Source organism: Sulfurihydrogenibium sp. (assembly GCF_028276765.1).
Classification (GTDB): domain Bacteria; phylum Aquificota; class Aquificia; order Aquificales; family Hydrogenothermaceae; genus Sulfurihydrogenibium.
Genome location: NZ_JAPYVU010000002.1, coordinates 33,261 through 52,163, shown reverse-complemented (window position 1 = coordinate 52,163; position 18,903 = coordinate 33,261). Strand labels below are relative to the sequence as shown.

Genomic DNA, 18,903 nt, shown 5'->3' with positions numbered 1-18,903 from the left:
GAGAAGATTCTTAGGACTTTATAGAAGCTTAAAAATCATATAAGTTAGATTTTTTCTTTTTGTGTAAAATGTAGAATAAAGTGGACACACAAAACCCTTTGTATTAAAGTTTTTGAATTGATATATTATTTCGAGTAATTAGACAGAGTTTCTAAAGTTGAATTTCTTTTGAATATCCAAGCTTTTCCGATAGCTCTTGAGAAGCTTGCTTAAAACTATCCTTCATTTTTCCATGGACTAAATTAAAAGGCATTCTAAACGCGGGAGCAGATAACGTTATCGCTGCTACAACATCACCAGTGTAATCTCTGACCGGAACAGAGATGCATCTAACTTCTTTTTCCCACTCTTCATTATCTATAGCATACCCATTTCTTCTAACTTCTTCTAATTCTTTTAATAGTAGGTTTTTATCTGTTATTGTATTTTCAGTAAATTTTTCTAATTTTACTTCTCTAAAAAATTCTTCTAAATCTTCTTTATCCATAAATGCGAGATGCACTTTTCCGGAAGCTGATGCATACATTGGAAGTAATCTTCCAACTCTTGATTTAACTATTACACTTCGTGGAATTTCATAAGAATCTATATACACAATTTCATGTCCACTGCGTATTGCAAGATATACGTTTTCTTGAAACTCTTCAGCCAATTTTTGTAGAAAAGGTCTTGCTTGTTTTCTAATCTCAGTATGAGAAATATACGAATGACCGAGTTCAAAGTTTTTTATTCCTAAGGAATATATTTTTTTTCTTTTATTATAATCTAAATAACCACGGATTATAAGGACTTCTAAGATTTTTTCAAGATTTGTGTAATTTGTTTGGAATTTTTCTTCTAAATCTTTAGGTTTTGCATATTGCCTTCTGGCTATGTAAAATAAAATATCAAAGGCTAAATCTACGTTTTGAACTATATAGTCTGATTTTTCCCTCTTACGATGCATTTTATACCTTCTTTTGTATTAAAAAGCGGAGCCGATGGGATTCGAACCCACGACCTCCTGCGTGACAGGCAGGCGTTCTGGACCTGGCTGAACTACGGCTCCGTTCATTTTTTTAATGGGCGGTAGAGGAGTCGAACCTCTGACCCCCTCCTTGTAAGGGAGGTGCTCTGGCCATCTGAGCTAACCGCCCAACGTTGAAATAATATTATATACATTTTTTTTATTCTTGTCAAGCAATTGTATAGGTCATACCGGTTTTGGAAAATCCCGACTTTCTTGAATTCATAATATCACAAAAGTATTGTAAAGGTGATTTTTTGTTTAAACTATGATGAGGTCTTTCTGTGTTATACCATAGCATATATTGCAACATCTTTTTATTAAACTCATGAATATCTTCTAATTCGTAATCTTCATATTCATTCTCTCTACATATGCTTGTCCTTTTGGATATCTTGGATAGTTAAAATAATGTTTTATATCTTTTTTCTTTAATGCTTTGGTAAACTCACCTAAGAATTCACTTCCGTTATCTGGGATTTAAAAGTGTAAAGGAAGCAGCTAGCTTTGCTGGTTTAAATCCAAGTCCATATGAAAGTGCAGCATGTGTAAAGAAAAGTGGCAAGATAAAGAAAATGGGAAATCCATATGCAAGAAAGATATTATACATGGCAGCATTATCAGCAATAAGGTTTAACAAATACTGTAGAGAATTATACGAAAGGTTAATAAGTAAAGGTAAAGCTAAAAAGTTAGAATTAGTAGCTGTAGCACATAAGTTATTAAGGCAGGCATATGGTGTATTAAAAAGTAGAAAACCATTTGATGAAAATTTGTGTACTTGACATTTAACATAGAACATCCTGAAGCCGTAAGGCCGAAGGATCTCTTTATTTAAAATTTTAAAATGGCGAGAAAGTAGAGACAATTCATGAATTGCCTACACAATAAATAAATGAGAGATAAAAAGATTTAAATTCTTTAAATGCCGGGGATTGATGATGTAAATTTTTGTAAGTAGCCTTATCTAACTTCCTGCCTCTCACTATATTCCAAAAGCCTTAAAATTGTAACTATACCAATGGCTACAATCCAAAAGAAAATAACAAATAAAACAGTAAACTCTAAGCTGAGAAAAAATATTTTTAGTATTAGAAATAACAAATACGGAATCGCAACTATTGAAATAACAAAAACAATAGCCGTCAAAATAAAAACAAAAAATGCTATTAGATAATTCTTTAAAGTTAATTTTTTAGTCGTAAACTCTGACATGGTTATACAGCGTGTCTCTCTCTACAGGAATTTTTCCGGCTTCTTTAATAAGTCTTATTAATTTTTCTTTTTGCTGCTGGGTAGGAGATTTTGCACCTGCAAAGTGGGCTATCTTTTCTTCCATTACAGTCCCATCCATATCATCAGCTCCAAAGTTTAAGGCTATCTGAGCTGTTTTTTCTCCTATCATAACCCAGTAAGCCTTTATATGCGGGATATTATCTAAAAACAGCCTTGCAACTGCAATGGTTTTTAAATCATCAATACCTGTAGTGTAATCACTTACCGGTAAATCATTGTTTTCAGGTTGATATGCAAGAGGTATAAAGCAGGTAAAACCGCCTGTTTCGTCTTGAAGCTGCCTTATTTTTTCCATATGGTCAACCCTATCTTTATAACTTTCTACATGTCCGTACAGCATTGTTGTTGTAGAATATAATCCAAGCCTATGAGCTATTTTATGAATTTCCAAATATTTTTTGTATCCTAATTTTTTAGGTGCAATAATTCTTCTTACATCCGGAGAAAAAATTTCTGCCCCGCCACCCGGAAGGCTGCCAAGTCCGGCTTCTTTAAGTTTTATTAAAACTTCTTCATAGCTTAAACCGGATAATTTAGAAAAATAATCTATCTCAACAGCAGTAAACGCCTTTATATGTAAGCTTGGAAAATTCTTCTTTATCAATGACACTATATTCAAATACTTTTCAAAATCCCAATCTGGATGAAGACCGCCAACTATATGAACTTCTGATGCTCCATTTTCAACTGCATGTTTAGCTTTTTCTAAAATCTGTTCATAACTCATCTCATAAGCCTTTGGGTCATTTTTATCCATCTGAGCAAACGCACAGAATTTACAATCAAGAACGCAGATATTTGTTGGATTTATTTGTCTATTTATCACAAAGTAAGCATATTTTCCGTTTTTCTTTTCTGTTACGTAATTTGCAAGAAATCCAATTGTCAATATATCAGTAGAATTAAAAAGCTTTAAAGCATCGTCAGAAGTTAGCCTTTTTTCGCTGAAAACTTTATCTATAATAGGAAAAAGATCTTTATCTTGGGCTAAAGATAAAAACTCTTCAGTTGTTAGGTTCATATTCCAAGCTCCTTTATTTCTTGAGATTTTGATATTATAGCAAAGAATGAATATTTTGCAATGATTATGAATTTGAATTTGTTATAATTATATTACATTATAAACAAAAAGGAGATAAAAATTTAATGAAAATAGCCGTTGCAGGTGCTGGTTATGTTGGATTATCTAATGCTATCTTGCTTGCCCAAAACCATCAAGTTGTAATTAAAGACATAGACCCTCAAAAAGTTAAACTAATCAATGAAAAAAAATCTCCAATTATAGATAAAGATATTCAAGAATACTTAGCTACTAAAAATTTAAACCTAAAAGCTACCTTAGACCCGCAGGAAGCTTACAAAGATGCAAAGTATGTAATAATTGCAACTCCTACAGACTATGACCCTATTACAAACTACTTTAATACAAAATCAGTAGAATCTGTCATAAAAGAAGTTTTGGCAATAAATCCTGACGCTGTAATGGTTATTAAATCTACTATTCCTATTGGATACACAGAAAGCATAAAGAAAAAATTTAATACAGAAAATATTATTTTTTCTCCTGAGTTTTTAAGAGAAGGTAAAGCTTTATATGATAATCTATATCCATCAAGGATTGTGGTAGGTGAAAAAAGCGAGAGGGCAAAAGAGTTTGCAAATCTGTTGTTAGAAGGTGCTATAAAAAAAGATGTCCCGGTTTTATTTACAGGCTCTATTGAAGCAGAAAGCATAAAGCTTTTTGCAAACACATACTTAGCCATGAGAGTTGCATTTTTTAATGAGCTTGATACTTTTGCTGAAAGTCATGGATTAAATTCTAAAGAAATCATAGAAGGGGTATGTTTAGACCCAAGAATAGGCATGTATTATAATAATCCATCTTTTGGATTTGGGGGCTACTGTTTACCAAAAGATACAAAGCAATTAATGGCCAACTACTTAGAAAAAGGAATACCACACTTTTTAATCAAGGCTACAATTGAATCAAATATTGCAAGAAAATACTATATAGCAGAGAGAGTTATAAGCTTAAACCCAAAAATCGTTGGCGTTTATAGACTTACGATGAAATCAGATTCAGATAATTTTAGAGAAGCTGCAATTATAGATATAATTGAGTATTTAAGGGCAAAAGATGTTCAAGTTGTAATTTTTGAACCTTTACTAAAAGAAAATAAGTTTATGGATTTTGATGTTGTATCCTTAGAGAGATTAAAAAAAGAATCTGACATTATCCTTGCTAACAGATACAGCTCCGATTTAGATGATGTGAAAGAAAAGGTTTACACAAGAGATGTTTTTTATAGGGATTAGTAAATAATAACTTTTATAAGTCTTGGAGCTATTCTAATTTTTATTGTATTTCTATAAGACTGGTGCGAAAGATTAAAAAATTACTTCTCAAAATTAGGTTAAAATCATGTAAAATTCTAATTTCCTTTGATAACTGCCTCACTGAATGCTTTATTTTTATTCTAAGAGTTTGTTTTATCTCTATAGCAGGGATAAGTCCAATGTCTAAGATTTTTGTATTATATTTATTGAATCATAACCTTTATCAGCTATAAAAGGTAGTCCTATGATAAAACTATCTCCATAAGCAAAACCTGTAGCATCTGCTATGTAGCACCGTCCTGTTTTTTTCCAGCAATAGTTTTAAAGCCAAGATATTTAGGTTCTTGAGGAACTTCTTTCTCACTTTGAAATATATCCTCTTATCACCGACTTTCTAATCCTCAACCACTTCAACCGCTTTCATCATAGCCTTTGCCTTGTTTACTGTCTCAAGCCATTCTTTTTCTGGGACTGAGTCTGCAACAATTCCAGCTCCAGCTTGTATATAAACAGTATCGTTCACTACTACCGCAGTTCTGATTGCTATTGCTGTATCAAGATTGCCATCAAAGGATATATATCCTACCGCCCCTGCATATACTCCTCTTTTCTCCGGTTCAAGCTCTTCTATTATCTGCATTGCCCTAACTTTTGGAGCTCCGCTAACAGTTCCAACAGGAAAAACTGATTTTAAAACATCAAGTGGATGTAAATCCTCTCTTAAAATTCCGGAAACATCGGAAACTATATGCATAACATGGGAGTAATTTTCTATATACATAAATCTATCTACTTTAACACTACCTTTAACAGCTACCTTGCCTACATCATTCCTTGCAAGGTCTACAAGCATTAAATGTTCTGCCCTTTCCTTTTCATCACTGAGTAAATCTTCTTTAAGTTTCAAGTCTTCTTCTACAGTCTTTCCTCTTGGTCTTGTGCCGGCTATAGGTTTTGTAAGTATTTTTTTATCCTTTACTGTAACAAGTATTTCGGGAGAAGACCCAATAATTTTTAAATCTTTAAAATCTAAGTAAAACAGATACGGAGAAGGGTTTATTACTCTTATAGCTCTGTAAATGTTTAATGGGTCTGTCTTTATCTTCTTTGAAAATCTTTGAGATAGTACAACCTGTATAATATCTCCTTCTTTTATGTAATCTTTTGCCTTTAAAACTACTTTTTCAAAATCTTCTTTTTTAAAGTTAGAATTCCAATTTTCAAGGTTTACTTCTTTTTCTTTTAATGTTAATCTTTTTTCTTCTATTGTTTTGTTAAGCCTTTCTTCAATTGCATTTAGTTTATTTACAGCTTTATCATACTGGATTTTTAAATCTTCATTTTTGTTTATTATTGCACAGACAATTATTTTAATCTTGTTAGTAAGATTGTCAAAAGCGATAACTTCATCACTTAAAAACATAAATAAATCCGGGATTTTTAAAGTGTCTATTTTTATATCCGGAATAGGTTCGTAAAAATGGATAACATCATAACCTATATACCCAACAAACCCCCCATAAAATGGCGGCAAGCTTTCATCTTTATATGGCTTAAACTCTTTAACTAAGTTTTTTATTTCTCCGACAGGGTCTGTTGTTTTTTTATACTCTATCTGTCCTTTGTTGTAAATCTCAACTGTATCTTTTTTTGTTCTGATGTAAAAGTTTTCCGAAGAGCCTATAAATGAATATCTGCCTATCTGCTCTCCTCTTTCTACACTTTCAAGAATAAAATTAAATCTATCCGGTGATGAAATTTTAAGATAAACAGATAACGGTGTATCTATATCGAGCAAGATTTCTTTGTAAATTGGAATTACATTAAATTCTTTTGCTAATCTTTCAAATTCTTGGAAGGATATTAGACCCATTTAGAGCCTCACAATTTCAGATATAAAGTTTTCTTTATCTAAAATATCTATGGCTTCATAATCTGTAAGGTCTAATCTGATTGGTGTGATAGATACATATCCATTTTTTACTGCTGTGTAATCTGTGCCGGGTGAGCATTCTTCCAATAGTGCTTCTTCTCCACCTATCCAGTAATACTCTTCCTTTGAAGGCGATAAATACTTAACGATTTCCTCTTTATATGCTCCTCTTCCTTGTTTTGTAAGCAAAAATCCTTTTATTTTTTCTGCCGGAATTGTTGGAATGTTTACGTTAAGGAATGTTCCTTTTGGAAGGTTTTTAATAAGTAATGCTTTTACTATTTTAACAGCCACTTTTGACACATCTTCAAAGTTTGGATTCTTAGAAGAGCCTACAGAAAAGGCTACAGATGGAATGCCAAAAAGCGTTCCCTCTCTTGCTGCTCCGACTGTTCCAGAATAAAAAACGTCATTACCTATGTTTGGTCCTGTATTTATACCGGATACTAATAAATCTGGCTTTTGATTTTGAAGAATTACATTCAATCCAAGATGGACACAGTCGGCAGGTGTTCCATCTACGATATAGTAAAAATCTTCTTCAATTTTTTCTATCTTTAATGGTCTTGTAAATGTTAATGAATGGCTTGTTCCGGACATGTTTCTATCCGGTGCTACTGTAATTACTCTAAAATTTTCTTCTATCAATCTATTTCTTATTGACTGCAATCCTTTTGACTGATAGCCATCATCATTTGTAAGAAAAACTATTTTTTTCACTATTTTCTCCTTTTATTTCTCACTTTCTGACTTACAAGTCGGAGCGACCCGATTCGAACGGGCGACCTCTGGCCCCCCATGCCAGTGCGCTACCACCTGCGCCACGCTCCGATTATTTATTGTTTTGAATTTACTTTTTTCTTTAAAAGCTTGCCAGGTTTAAAAGTTATGCCGAGTCTGTCAGGAATCAACTTCTCTTCACCGGTTTTTGGATTTCTTCCGATTTTACTTTTCCTTTTTTTAATGATAAACGTTCCAAAGCCTGAGATCATCACTTTTTTTCCTTCGTGTATATCGTTTGTTAAATAGTCAGAGATTAAGTCAAATGTTTCATTTACGATGGTAGCTATCTCTTTTTTATCTAACATTATTTTTTCGTTTCTTGCTATTTTTTTAACTATGTCTGCTCTTTTCATCTTCTACCTCTTTGCCATAGTATTTTTTATCTCTTTCATCTACAACTGTGTTGTTTTTACTCCAATATACCATCAAACCAACAATTACTAACGCTGCGATAATAAAAACTACAATCGCAAGTAAAAGCTCAAACGTTTCATTCATTTTAATTCCTCTTCTAAATAGCTATTTTTATATTTTACATAATTTTCAGCAGATTTTTCTAACCAAGCTATCTCTTCTTCTGTTAATTTTCTTACAAATTTAGCAGGTACTCCAGCCCACAAAGAGTATGGCTCTATAACTTTACCGGGTGTGACCAATGCTCCTGCTGCAACTATTGAGTATTTCCCTACAATTACACCATCCATAACAGTTGCAGACATCCCAATTAAACAGTAGTCTTCTATCGTGCAGGCATGAAGCATAACTTTATGACCTACTGTCACATTATTACCTATTACTGTTGGATATCTTTTATGGTCTACATGAATAATAGTTCCATCTTGGATGTTAGTTCTTTCGCCAATTCTAATGTAGTTAACATCGCCTCTTATAACTACATTATACCAAATACTTGAATCTTTACCTATCTCAACATCTCCAATGATTACAGCATTTTCAGCAACAAAAACCGTTTGGTCTATCTTTGGATAGATTCCTTTGTATGGCTTAATGATTGCCACCTTTTTTCCTCCACTTTTTTATAAACTTAACACCAACAAAAAAATATAATCCTGTAAAGATTAACATAATTAATATTACAGGCAGAAGTTTTACTATTTCCAAATACTACTCACCTTTATAAGTTGCTTTACCTGTTGCAGTTTCCCAAAGGGTAATTTGAACTACTTTTATATCCTCTTCAAGATTTGCTTCTTTAAGCTTTTGAGCCAAATAATCATAAAAATATTTAGCCAATGCCTCAGCTGTTGGACAAAAATCAACTTCGGTAATCTTTAAGTCTTTAAAATGCTCTTTAAATATTGGATAAAGCGGGTCGTTTTTGTCTATTATAAAAGAATGGTCAAACACGTTGTCTACTAAATCTTTCAAAGCATTCTTAATATGATAAAAATCCACGACAACATCCTGCTCGTTTAATGTATCAGAGCCAACGGTTACTTCAAGAATATAGCTGTGTCCGTGTAAATTTCTGCATTTGTTATCTGTACATGCGTATCCTGAAAGGACTGCGGTTTTACCTTCTGCAAGGTTTTGCTTCCAAACTCTATGCCCTGCTTCAAATCTAAAGATCTTTGTTATTTCATACTTCATCTGCTTCACCTCTGCTTTTTAAGTATGTTTGTAATATTTCTGCTGCTTTTGGGTCGGTTTTAGCTTTTTCAATAAGAGATAAAATCATTTCAGCATCTGACCTTTCTTGAATTTTATCAACTTTTTCGCTAACTTCCTTTATTTCTCTACCGGTATCTTTCTTGTAGTTATAAAGTAAGGTCATGAAAACAACAAATATTCCAAAGGTTATAAATTGAATTAGGTTTAACATAAAAAAAGATTTTTTTGTTTCTTTTTCAAAATTTGTTATTTGATTTTTTAGCTCTTCTTGATTCTTTTTTAGCTCTTCAATTTCTGTTAAGAAATACTCAATTAGTTTTTTATCTGTTTGTGATACATTTTTAAGTTTTTCGATTTGACTTATTTTTTCTTCTAACTGTTTTTGTCTTAGATATAAAGCATTGACTTGTTGATTTACCTTTCTTAAATCTTCAGCTTTTACACCTTTATACTCAATTATTTTTGGTTCAATAGTTGTCTCGGCAAATGAATTAAAAGAGGTGAGAAGTAATAAAATTGTCATAAAGCCTGTGAAGAATATTAAGCTTTTTTTGAAATTTTTATAATTCAATCTCATTAGCCTCAAAGACAGGACCTTCATAGCATACTCTTACGTATGTATCATTTTTAACATCCTTGACTACACAGCCAACGCAGATACCAATTCCGCAAGCCATTCTACTTTCAAGGGATAGATAGCATAATGCATTTTCTTCCTTGGCTATTTTTGCTACTGCTTTCATCATTCCTTTTGGACCGCAAACTATTAGTGGTGCATTTGGATTTGATTTTATAATATCTTTTAAATCCTGCGTGACTAATCCTTTTCTTCCAAAGCTTCCATCTTCTGTATAATATATTGGCTGTATTTGGTTTTCTTCATTCCATTTAATCATTGATAAATCTTCTTTTTTCCTTGCTCCGTAAATTGCTACAAATCTTTTGTTGTGCTTTTTTAACTGCTTTAAAAATAAACTTAAGCCGGTATAACCAATGCCACCACCTACAACGATATAATTATCATAATCTTCAGGAAATAGTCTGTTGCCAAGTGGTCCAAGGACGTTTATCGTTTCTCCTTCTTTCTTTTGAGAAATTGCATATGTTCCTTTTCCATAAACGTCATAGTAAACAACTATAGTGTCATCTTCTACATCGGCTATGGCAAAGGCTCTTCTAAGCAATGGGTCGTAAAAATCTTGAAGCGTTGGCTTTATCATGACAAAATGAGCCGGCTTTACAAATCTTGCAATTTCTGGGGCTTTGAGCCTTAGCATGTAAGTTTTTCCAGAGATAAATCTGTTTTCTAATATTAAAGCTTCAACATCTTTTATCAAGACTTAACTCCAAGAAATTTTAATATTTGTTCAACATGACCTTTAGCTTTTACATTTTTCCAAGCTTTTTTAATACTGCCATCGGGTGAAATTATAAATGTAGACCTAATAACTCCTTCTGTCTCTTTGCCATACATAACTTTTTTGCCATAAGCTCCATACTGTTTCATGACTTCTTTGTTTTTATCAGACAAAAGAATAAAATTCAAACCATACTTTTCTTTAAATTTTTTATGGCTTTCAATGCTATCTGGACTAACTCCAACGACTATAGCGTAATTTTGTAATATATTTAAATTATCTCTAAAATCGCATGCTTCCGTTGTACAACCGGGTGTATCGTCCTTTGGATAAAAGTAAAGAATAATGTCTTTATCTTTTCCAAGATAGTCTTTAAGACAAAAATTAATCTCATTTCCTTTTTCATCAATTCCTGGTAAGCAGAAATCTGTAGCTCTTTCCATCTTTAATAATCCTCCTTAATCCATGGTTTATATTCAAAAATCTGCTTGTATGTATATGGACATTTTTCTGGAAAATCTTTTTCTGTTGGCAATCTTCCAAAAAACTTTTTAGCTAATTCTTCATTCTCCGGTCTTTGAAACCAATATACTAAATCTATTACTGCTCGCTTCCAAGCTTTTTCAATATTTTCAACTGCTTTTTGTTTTAAAGATGGGTATTCTAAAAAAAGTTTTTCTAAGCTCTTTCTTGCATGCAGTACACTATTAATCCAGCCCTTACCTGAATATTCGTAAATTTTAAAATTATCAATCTTGTAAAGATGCTGTAAGATTATCGCCATGTAGCTTATTACACTCTCCAAATGTTTCCTTCCCAAATCTTCAATCTCCTCAAGAAGATTTTCCCAGTCAACGGAGTCATATTCTTTTTCTTTTAAAAGCTGAAGATTTTCATTTACCCATCTATAATAATCTTTTTCATACAACTCCTTTAAAAATTCTTTACTTACGCTTTGAGTAGCCATATTATCAGACCTCTACTTATACCTTTTTAACAATTCTTCTTCTATATCAGATAGTTTAACACCGGCGTCAACCAATGCAATCAACAGATGAAAAAGTAAATCGGATGTTTCATACACAATTTCATCTTTATTTTTATTTTTTAACGCTATAACAGCTTCTACGGCTTCTTCACCAACTTTTTGAATTATTTTGTCGCTTCCTTTTTTAAATAGAGATGCAACGTAAGAGCCTTCTGGCATGGTCTCTTTTCTTTCTTGAATCTTTTCATAGAGTTTATGAAGTATCTCAAAAGGAACCGGCTTGAAATCTTTTTCAAGATTTAGATTTCTATAAAAACAGCTTTCTTCTCCTGTATGGCATGCCGGACCTTCTTCTACAACAAGGTATATAATACTGTCTTCATCACAATCAACCTTTATATCCATGATTTTTTGATAATTTCCAGAAGTTTCACCTTTTTTCCATAAAGCATTTCTTGAACGGGAAAAATAAGTTGCATATCCAGATTTTAATGTTTCTTCTATAGCTTCTTTGTTTGCGTATGCTTGCATTAATATTTTTCCAGTATAATAGTTTTGAGTAATAACCGGAATCAATCCATCTTGATTAAACTTTAAATTGTCAAGGTTCAAAATTTATCTCCTACTATTTAAGATGGTATAGTAATTATTATATCATTTCAACTTTTTGGAAGGAGTTAATGAAAGCAGGGCAAACAGTTTTATACACATCTGAAAATGGTTGGCTTGATAAAAAGGGTTTTTATGTATTTGAAAAACCAATATTCAAGGTCGTTTATGATAATGACATTCTTAGGATAAATGAAGATGAAATAAAAACAAAAAGACCTTTACTGATTTTAGAAAAGCTTATAAAAAGACATAATCTTTATGCATTGGGATTTATTAGTTATGACTTTAATAAGCACATTCTAAATTCTAAAAATTTAAAGAAGGATGATTTAGCTTTGCCTAAAATTTTTGTAAATCTATATAAAAAGTTTGAGTTTAAAGAGCGTTTAGATTTACCATCCGAAAAATCAATAATCAAGCAGATAAAGTTTAACACAAGGAAATCTGAATTTATCCAAAAAGTAGAGAAAATAAAAGATTACATATCAAAAGGAGATGTATACCAAGCCAATCTATCTCATAGAATTGATGTTTATGGAATTTTTTATCCTTTTAGCGTCTTTTTGAACCTTGTGAAAACTCAGCCTACGCCTTATATGATGTTTATAAAAAATCTAAATTTTTCTCTTATTTCTGGTTCTATGGAGCTTTTTTTAGAAAAGAAAGGAAGAGAGATAATCACAAAGCCAATAAAAGGTACTATAAAAAGAGGCTTAAATGAGTTAGAAGATGAAGTATTAAAAAATCAGCTTATAAATTCTGAAAAAGAAAGAGCAGAAAATTTAATGATTACAGATTTAATGAGAAATGATTTATCAAAAATAGCCAATAATGTAAAAGTTGAAGAGCTTTTTAAAGTAGATAAGTATTCAACACTATTTCAGATGAGTTCTACCGTGAAAGGGATATTAAAAGAAAAACTATCTTTTGAAGAAGTTATTTTAAATACGTTCCCGCCCGGGTCTGTCACTGGAGCACCAAAAAAAAGGGCTATGGAAATTATAGATGAGCTTGAAGATAAAAAAAGGTCTGTTTACTGTGGAGCAACGTTTTTGATAAAACCAAATTTAGACTTTGTTATGAGTGTAGCTATAAGACAGATGATTTTTACAAAGGATAGATGTTCAATTTACGTTGGAAGTGGTATTGTTTGGGATTCTGACCCGGTTAAGGAGTATGAAGAGACTTTGATTAAAGCAAAAGCTAATTTAAAGAGCTTGGGTTTTGATGCAGATTTGATAAGTTATTAAATTAGGTAATACGTCAGGATGAGGAATTTGGTTAAAACAAATGGCTCTTTGTACGGCTATAGATGACTATAATTTACTTCCAAATTCTCATGCTCTTTATTGTCTTTTTAAGTAGTAGACCATTTGGATTTATGTCCTTAAGATGACATCGAAAGGTTGAATGACAAGCATTAGAAAAAAAGCAAACTTTTTCGTTATTCTGCAGCCGGCGAAGAATCTCCTGTTTTTCTTTTCAAATCAAAAAATCAAAAGAGGAGATCCTTCGGCTTACAGCCTCAGGATGATATGGAAAGGTAAGCTTACGAGAATTTTGGAACACTCTTACTCTTTCAAATAACAATAAAACAGGAAATCCTTCAGACTAAAGCAAGGATAACGTACAAAAGAAACTCATTTTTTAAATCAACCAACTTTTGCACTGTCGCCTTTCTTAAGCAATTCTTCTACGTCCACCTCTTGCATTACATAAACTTTATCGCCCTCTCTAACTCTTTCAACTGTCTTTAAGCCTACAACCATTCCTCTTTCTGCAACTTCAATATTTTTTCTATCAACCTGCATAGACTCAACTTTTTGTCTTACAACGCCGGTTGTTTTTCCGATTATATGGATAGTATCTCCTATTTTCATAGGATTGTTTATAATTCTTACTTCAGCAACACTTATTTTTGGATAGTACTTGATTACTTCACCAACGTATACTTTTTTCTCTTTTGCTATACTTTGATTTAAACCAAACAATCCTTGACCAAAGTAAAAACCACTGTCCCATTCTCTATGGTATGCCCTTTCTAATAGATCCCAAAGGTCTTGGTAGCCCTTTGTCTGCCACTCTCCGTTTAATATTCTATCCCTTGCCTCTCTGTAAGCATAGGTTACAAGATATGCATAATCAGGATTTTTATTCCTTCCTTCAATCTTCCAGCTATCAGCCCACATCAACTTATCAACAAAATTAATGGTAACCAAATCTCTTGCAGATAAAACATAATCTGAACCAAGAATAAAATCTGTTCCAGTGTTTTTTGAAGTTATTTTTACTTCAAATTCATGTCTGCAAACTTGATAACATTCTCCTCTATTGCCGGATGTTTCAAATACATCATGACTTAAAAAACACCTTCCAGAAATAGCCATACACATTGCACCGTGGATAAATATTTCAATCTCAAGATTTGTTTTTTCTTTGAGCTGGATTAGCCCATCAAGCTTTACTTCCCTTGCAGGAACTATTCTTTTTACGCCAAGTTCTTCATAAAACTTTGCAGCTTGTGAGTTAGAAACAGAAGCCATTGTTGATAAATGTGTAGTAATACCTCTCTTTATGGCACCGGATAATACTGCCATATCCCAGCCTATAACTGCATCAACACCTATCTCTTTTAACTGGTCTAATGTCTCATTTACCCAAGGCAAGTCATCTTCAAACACGATGGAGTTTAAGACTATATACTGCTTTATACCTTTGTCCTGAGTAATCTTTCTAATTTCTTTTACATCGTTTATGTCAAATTCAGACTTTAAAGCCCTTTGATTTAGTTTTCCAACACCCATATAAATTGCGTCTGCACCAGCTTTAATAACAGCTGCAAGTCCTTCATAATGCCCTACCGGAGCTAAAATTTCTGGTTTATTCATAAAACTTCACCTCCTGCTTAATCAATAGCTTGTTTTTTATATATAATATATACCAATTTGCCAATTAGCTCTTAAACTGCTTTAAAATTTTAACTAAATCCAAAAATTAATTAATTTTTTTATTCTCTCTAAAGCCATCCGAGGAATATCCGCATCCGCTCCTTTCTACTTTTCTTTTAAAAGAAATCAAAACATGAGATCCTTAACCTTACAGCCTCCGAATGTTATTTGTAAAACCCTATTGCTGATAATGCTGCCATATATAGTATCTTTCTTGCATATAGATTTCCATTTTCTTTATCTTGCCACTTTTCTTTACACATGCTGTACTTTCCTGCTATGAAGTATGAATCAGCTTTATCTGTTTTAACTCTTGACATTTTAGCTTCCATAAATTTCTTTATTGAAAATGGATTTACCACTGCTACCTGATAGTTATTTTCATACAGATAATCAGCAAGCTTTAAATGATAAACTCCTGTATGTTCCATTATGATAAGCATACCTGACTTTTTAAACTTTTTAAGATAAGGCTGAGGGTGTTCCAAAATTTTTGTAAGCATCCTTTCCGTGTCATCCTAAGAACGAAGTCCGAAGGATCTCTTTTTTGATTTTTTGATTTGAAAAGAAAAATAGGAGATTCTTCGCTTCGCTCAGCTCAGAATGTTCTATGTCTGCTATAGGGGCTTGTTAATAATCTAATTAAAGTACGACACGACTATAAAGGCTTGAAAATCAAGCATTAAACATTACAAATTTGTAATTTTTCATCTTACTTGTTGATAATCAAGCATTAAACATTACAAACTTGTAATCTTTTTGTAATCTTCTTGTAATCTTTAACTATTGATTTTACTTGCTTGTCTGTCATCGTTATTACATTTTTGTTATATCTGGTAGCGCGCGCACGAGATAGATAGAGGAGCACGCGTCTGATTGAATAAACACTATCTCTTAAGCTTAAGAGCTAAATAATGCTTGGCTTTCCTTGCTTGGCTTTGCTTAGTTATCTAATAACAAAATCAGTGATGCAGTCAAGACTGCATGCGTTAGCATGCACCGTTAGGCTTGGTCTTGACTGCATCACTACTGATTTTGTTAAAATATTTTTTGCAAAGCCAAGCATTATTAGTAATGATTCTTAATATCAATATCTGGGGTTCAATATACGATGACAATATTGATTTTTAGAACAGTCTCAAGATAAGGCTTTATTTTCTTTTCAAACTCAAGTGGGTTAGATTTAACTTCAAAAGTTTCTTTAAAGTCTAATTTTCTAATTCAGGTTGTAGGAAGGACAGTCTAAAACATTCTACAGTGGTTAAAAGATCAATGGCAGAAACTTGATCTGTCCTTCCTTTTTTCTCTATTAATAAGCATTAGAAAGGAGCTTTCTTTGTCATTCTCAGTTAAGCTAAGAATCTTATGTTTTTATTAAATTTCTCATCCGACGTGTTATGATATAATATTTCTTCTAATTTTTGTAAGGAGGATTATAAGATGGCTGTTTGTCAAATATGTGGTAAAAAAACTGTTTTTGGAAATACTGTAGCACACTCAGCTACAACAGAAAGAAGAACTTGGAAGCCTAACCTTAGAAGAGTTAGAGTAGTTCTTGAGGATGGTTCTACAAAAAGAATTTATGTATGTGCTAAGTGTTTAAAGGCTGGAAAAGTTAAAAAAGCGGTATGATTTCACATTTGGGATTGGGAGAAATTTCTTTACAGTTAAACTCCTAATCCCTTGTCTGTTATTATCGTAATGGATAATCAAACCTTAGGCTTAATAGCAGCAATTCTTACAACTTCTGCATATCTTCCCCAAACTTACAAAGTAGTCAAAACCAAATCTGCCAAAGATTTCTCTTGGATATGGTTGATTTTTATGTGGATTGGCATATTTTTATGGTTTATTTATGGATTAAGAATAAATAATCTTCCATTAATTTTAGCAAATGGAATTTCAATAATAAGTTTAACAATAATAGGTGTAGTTAAGTATGTTTATAGACAAAGCTAAGATTTATGTAAAAGCTGGAGATGGCGGTAATGGCTGTGTTGCATTTTTAAGGGAGAAGTATGTTCCTTTTGGTGGACCGGCTGGTGGTGATGGTGGAAAAGGTGGAGATATAATTTTAGTTGCAGATAGCAGTCTTCAAACATTGATGGATTTTAAGTATAAAAGACATTACAAAGCAGAAAGAGGACAGCACGGTCAAGGTGGAAATAAAAAAGGCAAAGATGGAGAAGACTTAATCTTAAAAGTGCCTGTCGGAACTGTTGTGAAAGATGCAGAGACGGGAGAGATCATAGCTGATTTAGTAAAGGAAGGTCAATCTGTTGTAGTTGCGAAAGGTGGAAAAGGCGGAAGAGGAAATGCGGCGTTTAAGTCTCCAACAAACCAAGCACCGATGGTTGCGGAGAAAGGAGAGCCCGGCGAAGAAAAATGGATAGAGCTTGAGCTTAAGCTTTTGGCAGATGTTGGGATAATTGGATTTCCTAACGCAGGAAAATCGACTTTAATATCTATCCTATCCAAGGCAAGACCAAAAATAGCAGATTATCCATTTACAACTCTTACACCCGTGCTTGGAGTTTTACAGCTTGATGTTAATGACTATATAGTTTTGGCAGATATTCCAGGGCTCATAGAAGGAGCTTCAGAAGGGCTTGGCTTAGGTCATGAGTTTTTAAGACACATTGAAAGAACAAAATTTCTAATTCATCTAATAGATGTGTCAGATTTTAGAGAAAGAGACTCTATTGATGCTTTTAACATAATCAACAAAGAGCTTGAAAAATATTCTCCTGACTTGATAAAAAAACCTCAAATAGTAGTTGCAAATAAAATAGATGCTTTATCTGATAAAAGCTTATTAGATAATCTTGAAAAGTATTTTTCTGAAAGAGGTTATCCTTTTGTTGCAGTATCTTTGATTACGAGAGAAAATATAGATAAGCTTGTTAATTTGATTAGAGAAACAAGAGATAAAATGAAGAAAGAGGAAACTAATGAGAGTGTTATTTTGGGGAACGCCTGATTTTGCGGTTAAAAGTTTAAAAGCGTTAATAGAATCCAATCATCAAGTCGTTGGAGTTGTTACTCAACCTGATAAACCGAGAGGAAGAGGGCAAAAAATCCAGCCAACACCGGTAAAAGAGGAAGCCCTAAAACATAATATTCCATTATTCCAACCTGAAAAAATAAAAAACAACCAAGAGTTTTTAGAAACGATCAAAAAAATAAATCCAGATATTTCGGTAGTCGTTGCTTATGGAAAGATTTTGCCGGAAGAGATAATTAACATACCAAAGTATAAAACAATAAACGTTCATGCATCACTTTTGCCAGAATACAGAGGAGCAGCACCAATTCAAAGAGCAATAATGGAAGGTAAAGATAAAACAGGTGTTTGTATAATGGAGATAATAAAAGAGCTTGATGCGGGAGATGTTTACGCATGTAGAGAAGTTGAAATAACAGAAGATGATGATATTATAAGCCTTCATGATAAATTGGCAGAAGAAGGAGCAAGATTGCTTATTGAAGTGTTAGATAAAATAGAAAAAGGAGAAATAGATAAAAAACCACAAAACCATGAAAAGGCAACCTACGCAAAACCGATAGAAAAATCAGAAGGAAAAATAGATTTTAGCAGGTCAGCAAAAGAAATCTTTAATCAAATCAGAGCTTTAAAAGTGTGGCCGAAAGCCTATGCTAAATTCAGAGATGAAGAAGTCAAAATCTTAGACGCAAAAATTGTTGAGTGTAATGTAAACGCTTTACCGGGAGAAATAATAAAAGCTGATGAGAAAGAGGGAATAGTAGTAAAAACAGGTAATGGATGTCTTTTGTTAAAATTAATACAATTTCCAAACTTAAAGCCAATAACAACTCAAGACGCAATCAGAGGATATAAGATAAAAGCCGGAGAAAGATTTGAATGAGTTTTAGAAAATCAGATGATTTGAAAATTAACTAAGTTAAAATATAACTTGGGTGAGAAATTATTGTTTTTTATAAAATTTAAAGAAGAGATCCTTCGGCTTTGCAGCCCCAGGATGACAGAG

At 32.6% G+C, this 18,903-nt stretch carries 22 protein-coding genes, 3 tRNA genes and 3 pseudogenes; 8 read left to right on the top strand and 20 right to left on the bottom strand.

What is annotated here, in order from left to right; genetic code table 11:
• Nucleotides 1-151 precede the first annotated feature (151 nt).
• From Q0929_RS00760 to Q0929_RS00745, 4 genes are all read right to left on the bottom strand, one after another.
• A complete protein-coding gene (locus Q0929_RS00760) occupies nucleotides 152-946 on the bottom strand; it encodes an IclR family transcriptional regulator (protein WP_299237682.1) in 795 nt (264 codons plus the stop codon).
• A 26-nt stretch (nucleotides 947-972) separates the two neighbouring features.
• Nucleotides 973-1,048: transfer RNA gene (locus tag Q0929_RS00755), tRNA-Asp, on the bottom strand.
• 14 nt (nucleotides 1,049-1,062) lie between these two features.
• Nucleotides 1,063-1,136 (bottom strand) — tRNA-Val (locus Q0929_RS00750).
• 39 nt (nucleotides 1,137-1,175) lie between these two features.
• Nucleotides 1,176-1,307 carry a hypothetical protein gene (locus Q0929_RS00745; protein ID WP_343232041.1) on the bottom strand — a complete coding sequence of 44 codons (132 nt, stop codon included), beginning with the start codon at nucleotides 1,305-1,307 and terminating at the stop codon, nucleotides 1,176-1,178.
• A gap of 178 nt (nucleotides 1,308-1,485) precedes the next feature.
• On the opposite strand from Q0929_RS00745, the pseudogene Q0929_RS00740 reads away from it, so the two are divergent.
• Nucleotides 1,486-1,791 (top strand): annotated as a pseudogene (locus Q0929_RS00740) (transposase); the annotation flags it as partial.
• Nucleotides 1,792-2,201: 410 nt separating this feature from the next.
• Here Q0929_RS00740 and mqnE read toward each other — a convergent pair.
• Nucleotides 2,202-3,323: an aminofutalosine synthase MqnE gene (mqnE, locus tag Q0929_RS00735; protein WP_299237680.1), complete on the bottom strand. Its 1,122-nt coding sequence runs from the start codon at nucleotides 3,321-3,323 to the stop codon at nucleotides 2,202-2,204.
• A gap of 125 nt (nucleotides 3,324-3,448) precedes the next feature.
• Here mqnE and Q0929_RS00730 point away from each other — a divergent pair, with 125 nt between their 5' ends.
• Nucleotides 3,449-4,618 (top strand): nucleotide sugar dehydrogenase, encoded by a 1,170-nt coding sequence (locus Q0929_RS00730; RefSeq protein WP_299237679.1) that lies wholly within the window; start codon nucleotides 3,449-3,451, stop codon nucleotides 4,616-4,618.
• A gap of 121 nt (nucleotides 4,619-4,739) precedes the next feature.
• Here Q0929_RS00730 and Q0929_RS00725 read toward each other — a convergent pair.
• From Q0929_RS00725 to hisIE, 13 genes and pseudogenes are all read right to left on the bottom strand, one after another.
• Nucleotides 4,740-4,936: pseudogene (locus Q0929_RS00725) on the bottom strand (hypothetical protein); the annotation flags it as partial.
• Nucleotides 4,937-5,033: 97 nt separating this feature from the next.
• A complete protein-coding gene (trpE, locus tag Q0929_RS00720; protein WP_299237678.1) occupies nucleotides 5,034-6,512 on the bottom strand; it encodes an anthranilate synthase component I in 1,479 nt (492 codons plus the stop codon).
• Nucleotides 6,513-7,292 (bottom strand): 5'/3'-nucleotidase SurE, encoded by a 780-nt coding sequence (gene surE / locus Q0929_RS00715; RefSeq protein WP_299237677.1) that lies wholly within the window; start codon nucleotides 7,290-7,292, stop codon nucleotides 6,513-6,515.
• Between the two features lie 38 nt (nucleotides 7,293-7,330).
• Nucleotides 7,331-7,403 (bottom strand) — tRNA-Pro (locus Q0929_RS00710).
• 5 nt (nucleotides 7,404-7,408) lie between these two features.
• Complete coding sequence (locus Q0929_RS00705) at nucleotides 7,409-7,708, bottom strand: HU family DNA-binding protein (protein ID WP_299230017.1); 300 nt, start codon at nucleotides 7,706-7,708, stop codon at nucleotides 7,409-7,411.
• Nucleotides 7,686-7,853: a hypothetical protein gene (locus tag Q0929_RS00700; protein WP_299230015.1), complete on the bottom strand. Its 168-nt coding sequence runs from the start codon at nucleotides 7,851-7,853 to the stop codon at nucleotides 7,686-7,688. Before Q0929_RS00700 ends, Q0929_RS00705 begins: the two co-directional genes overlap by 23 nt.
• Nucleotides 7,850-8,374: a gamma carbonic anhydrase family protein gene (locus Q0929_RS00695; RefSeq protein ID WP_299237675.1), complete on the bottom strand. Its 525-nt coding sequence runs from the start codon at nucleotides 8,372-8,374 to the stop codon at nucleotides 7,850-7,852. Before Q0929_RS00695 ends, Q0929_RS00700 begins: the two co-directional genes overlap by 4 nt.
• A 106-nt stretch (nucleotides 8,375-8,480) precedes the next feature.
• On the bottom strand, nucleotides 8,481-8,966 hold the full coding sequence (locus Q0929_RS00690; RefSeq protein WP_299237673.1) for a 6-carboxytetrahydropterin synthase: 486 nt from the start codon (nucleotides 8,964-8,966) through the stop codon (nucleotides 8,481-8,483).
• On the bottom strand, nucleotides 8,956-9,510 hold the full coding sequence (locus tag Q0929_RS00685; protein WP_299237672.1) for a viral A-type inclusion protein: 555 nt from the start codon (nucleotides 9,508-9,510) through the stop codon (nucleotides 8,956-8,958). Before Q0929_RS00685 ends, Q0929_RS00690 begins: the two co-directional genes overlap by 11 nt.
• A gap of 37 nt (nucleotides 9,511-9,547) precedes the next feature.
• Nucleotides 9,548-10,324 (bottom strand): dihydroorotate dehydrogenase electron transfer subunit, encoded by a 777-nt coding sequence (locus Q0929_RS00680; RefSeq protein ID WP_299237671.1) that lies wholly within the window; start codon nucleotides 10,322-10,324, stop codon nucleotides 9,548-9,550.
• Nucleotides 10,321-10,788: a peroxiredoxin gene (locus Q0929_RS00675; protein WP_299237670.1), complete on the bottom strand. Its 468-nt coding sequence runs from the start codon at nucleotides 10,786-10,788 to the stop codon at nucleotides 10,321-10,323. Before Q0929_RS00675 ends, Q0929_RS00680 begins: the two co-directional genes overlap by 4 nt.
• Nucleotides 10,789-10,790: 2 nt before the next feature.
• Entirely contained in the window at nucleotides 10,791-11,312 is a 522-nt protein-coding gene (locus Q0929_RS00670; RefSeq protein ID WP_299237669.1) for a DUF29 domain-containing protein, read from the bottom strand.
• Between the two features lie 12 nt (nucleotides 11,313-11,324).
• Complete coding sequence (gene hisIE, locus Q0929_RS00665; protein WP_299237668.1) at nucleotides 11,325-11,945, bottom strand: bifunctional phosphoribosyl-AMP cyclohydrolase/phosphoribosyl-ATP diphosphatase HisIE; 621 nt, start codon at nucleotides 11,943-11,945, stop codon at nucleotides 11,325-11,327.
• Nucleotides 11,946-12,013: 68 nt separating this feature from the next.
• Here hisIE and Q0929_RS00660 point away from each other — a divergent pair, with 68 nt between their 5' ends.
• Nucleotides 12,014-13,195: an anthranilate synthase component I family protein gene (locus Q0929_RS00660; RefSeq protein WP_299237667.1), complete on the top strand. Its 1,182-nt coding sequence runs from the start codon at nucleotides 12,014-12,016 to the stop codon at nucleotides 13,193-13,195.
• Nucleotides 13,196-13,597: 402 nt separating this feature from the next.
• On the opposite strand, the gene Q0929_RS00655 is transcribed toward Q0929_RS00660, so the two are convergent.
• Complete coding sequence (locus Q0929_RS00655; protein ID WP_299237666.1) at nucleotides 13,598-14,833, bottom strand: peptidase U32 family protein; 1,236 nt, start codon at nucleotides 14,831-14,833, stop codon at nucleotides 13,598-13,600.
• A 335-nt stretch (nucleotides 14,834-15,168) separates the two neighbouring features.
• Nucleotides 15,169-15,369 (bottom strand): annotated as a pseudogene (locus Q0929_RS08925) (transposase); the annotation flags it as partial.
• Between the two features lie 438 nt (nucleotides 15,370-15,807).
• Here Q0929_RS08925 and Q0929_RS00645 point away from each other — a divergent pair.
• From Q0929_RS00645 to fmt, 5 genes are all read left to right on the top strand, one after another.
• Nucleotides 15,808-15,978, top strand: a complete 171-nt coding sequence (locus tag Q0929_RS00645; RefSeq protein WP_299237664.1) for a hypothetical protein — start codon at nucleotides 15,808-15,810, stop codon at nucleotides 15,976-15,978.
• A 355-nt stretch (nucleotides 15,979-16,333) separates the two neighbouring features.
• Nucleotides 16,334-16,525, top strand: coding sequence for a 50S ribosomal protein L28 (rpmB, locus tag Q0929_RS00640; protein WP_012459563.1), 192 nt, complete (start codon nucleotides 16,334-16,336; stop codon nucleotides 16,523-16,525).
• Between the two features lie 69 nt (nucleotides 16,526-16,594).
• The gene (locus Q0929_RS00635) at nucleotides 16,595-16,852 is read left to right on the top strand and encodes a SemiSWEET transporter (RefSeq protein WP_299237663.1); all 258 of its coding nucleotides are present in this window, start codon (nucleotides 16,595-16,597) and stop codon (nucleotides 16,850-16,852) included.
• On the top strand, nucleotides 16,833-17,873 hold the full coding sequence (obgE, locus tag Q0929_RS00630) for a GTPase ObgE (protein ID WP_299237662.1): 1,041 nt from the start codon (nucleotides 16,833-16,835) through the stop codon (nucleotides 17,871-17,873). The genes Q0929_RS00635 and obgE overlap by 20 nt, the downstream gene beginning before the upstream one ends.
• Complete coding sequence (gene fmt, locus Q0929_RS00625) at nucleotides 17,845-18,780, top strand: methionyl-tRNA formyltransferase (protein ID WP_299237661.1); 936 nt, start codon at nucleotides 17,845-17,847, stop codon at nucleotides 18,778-18,780. The genes obgE and fmt overlap by 29 nt, the downstream gene beginning before the upstream one ends.
• Nucleotides 18,781-18,903: the final 123 nt, after the last annotated feature.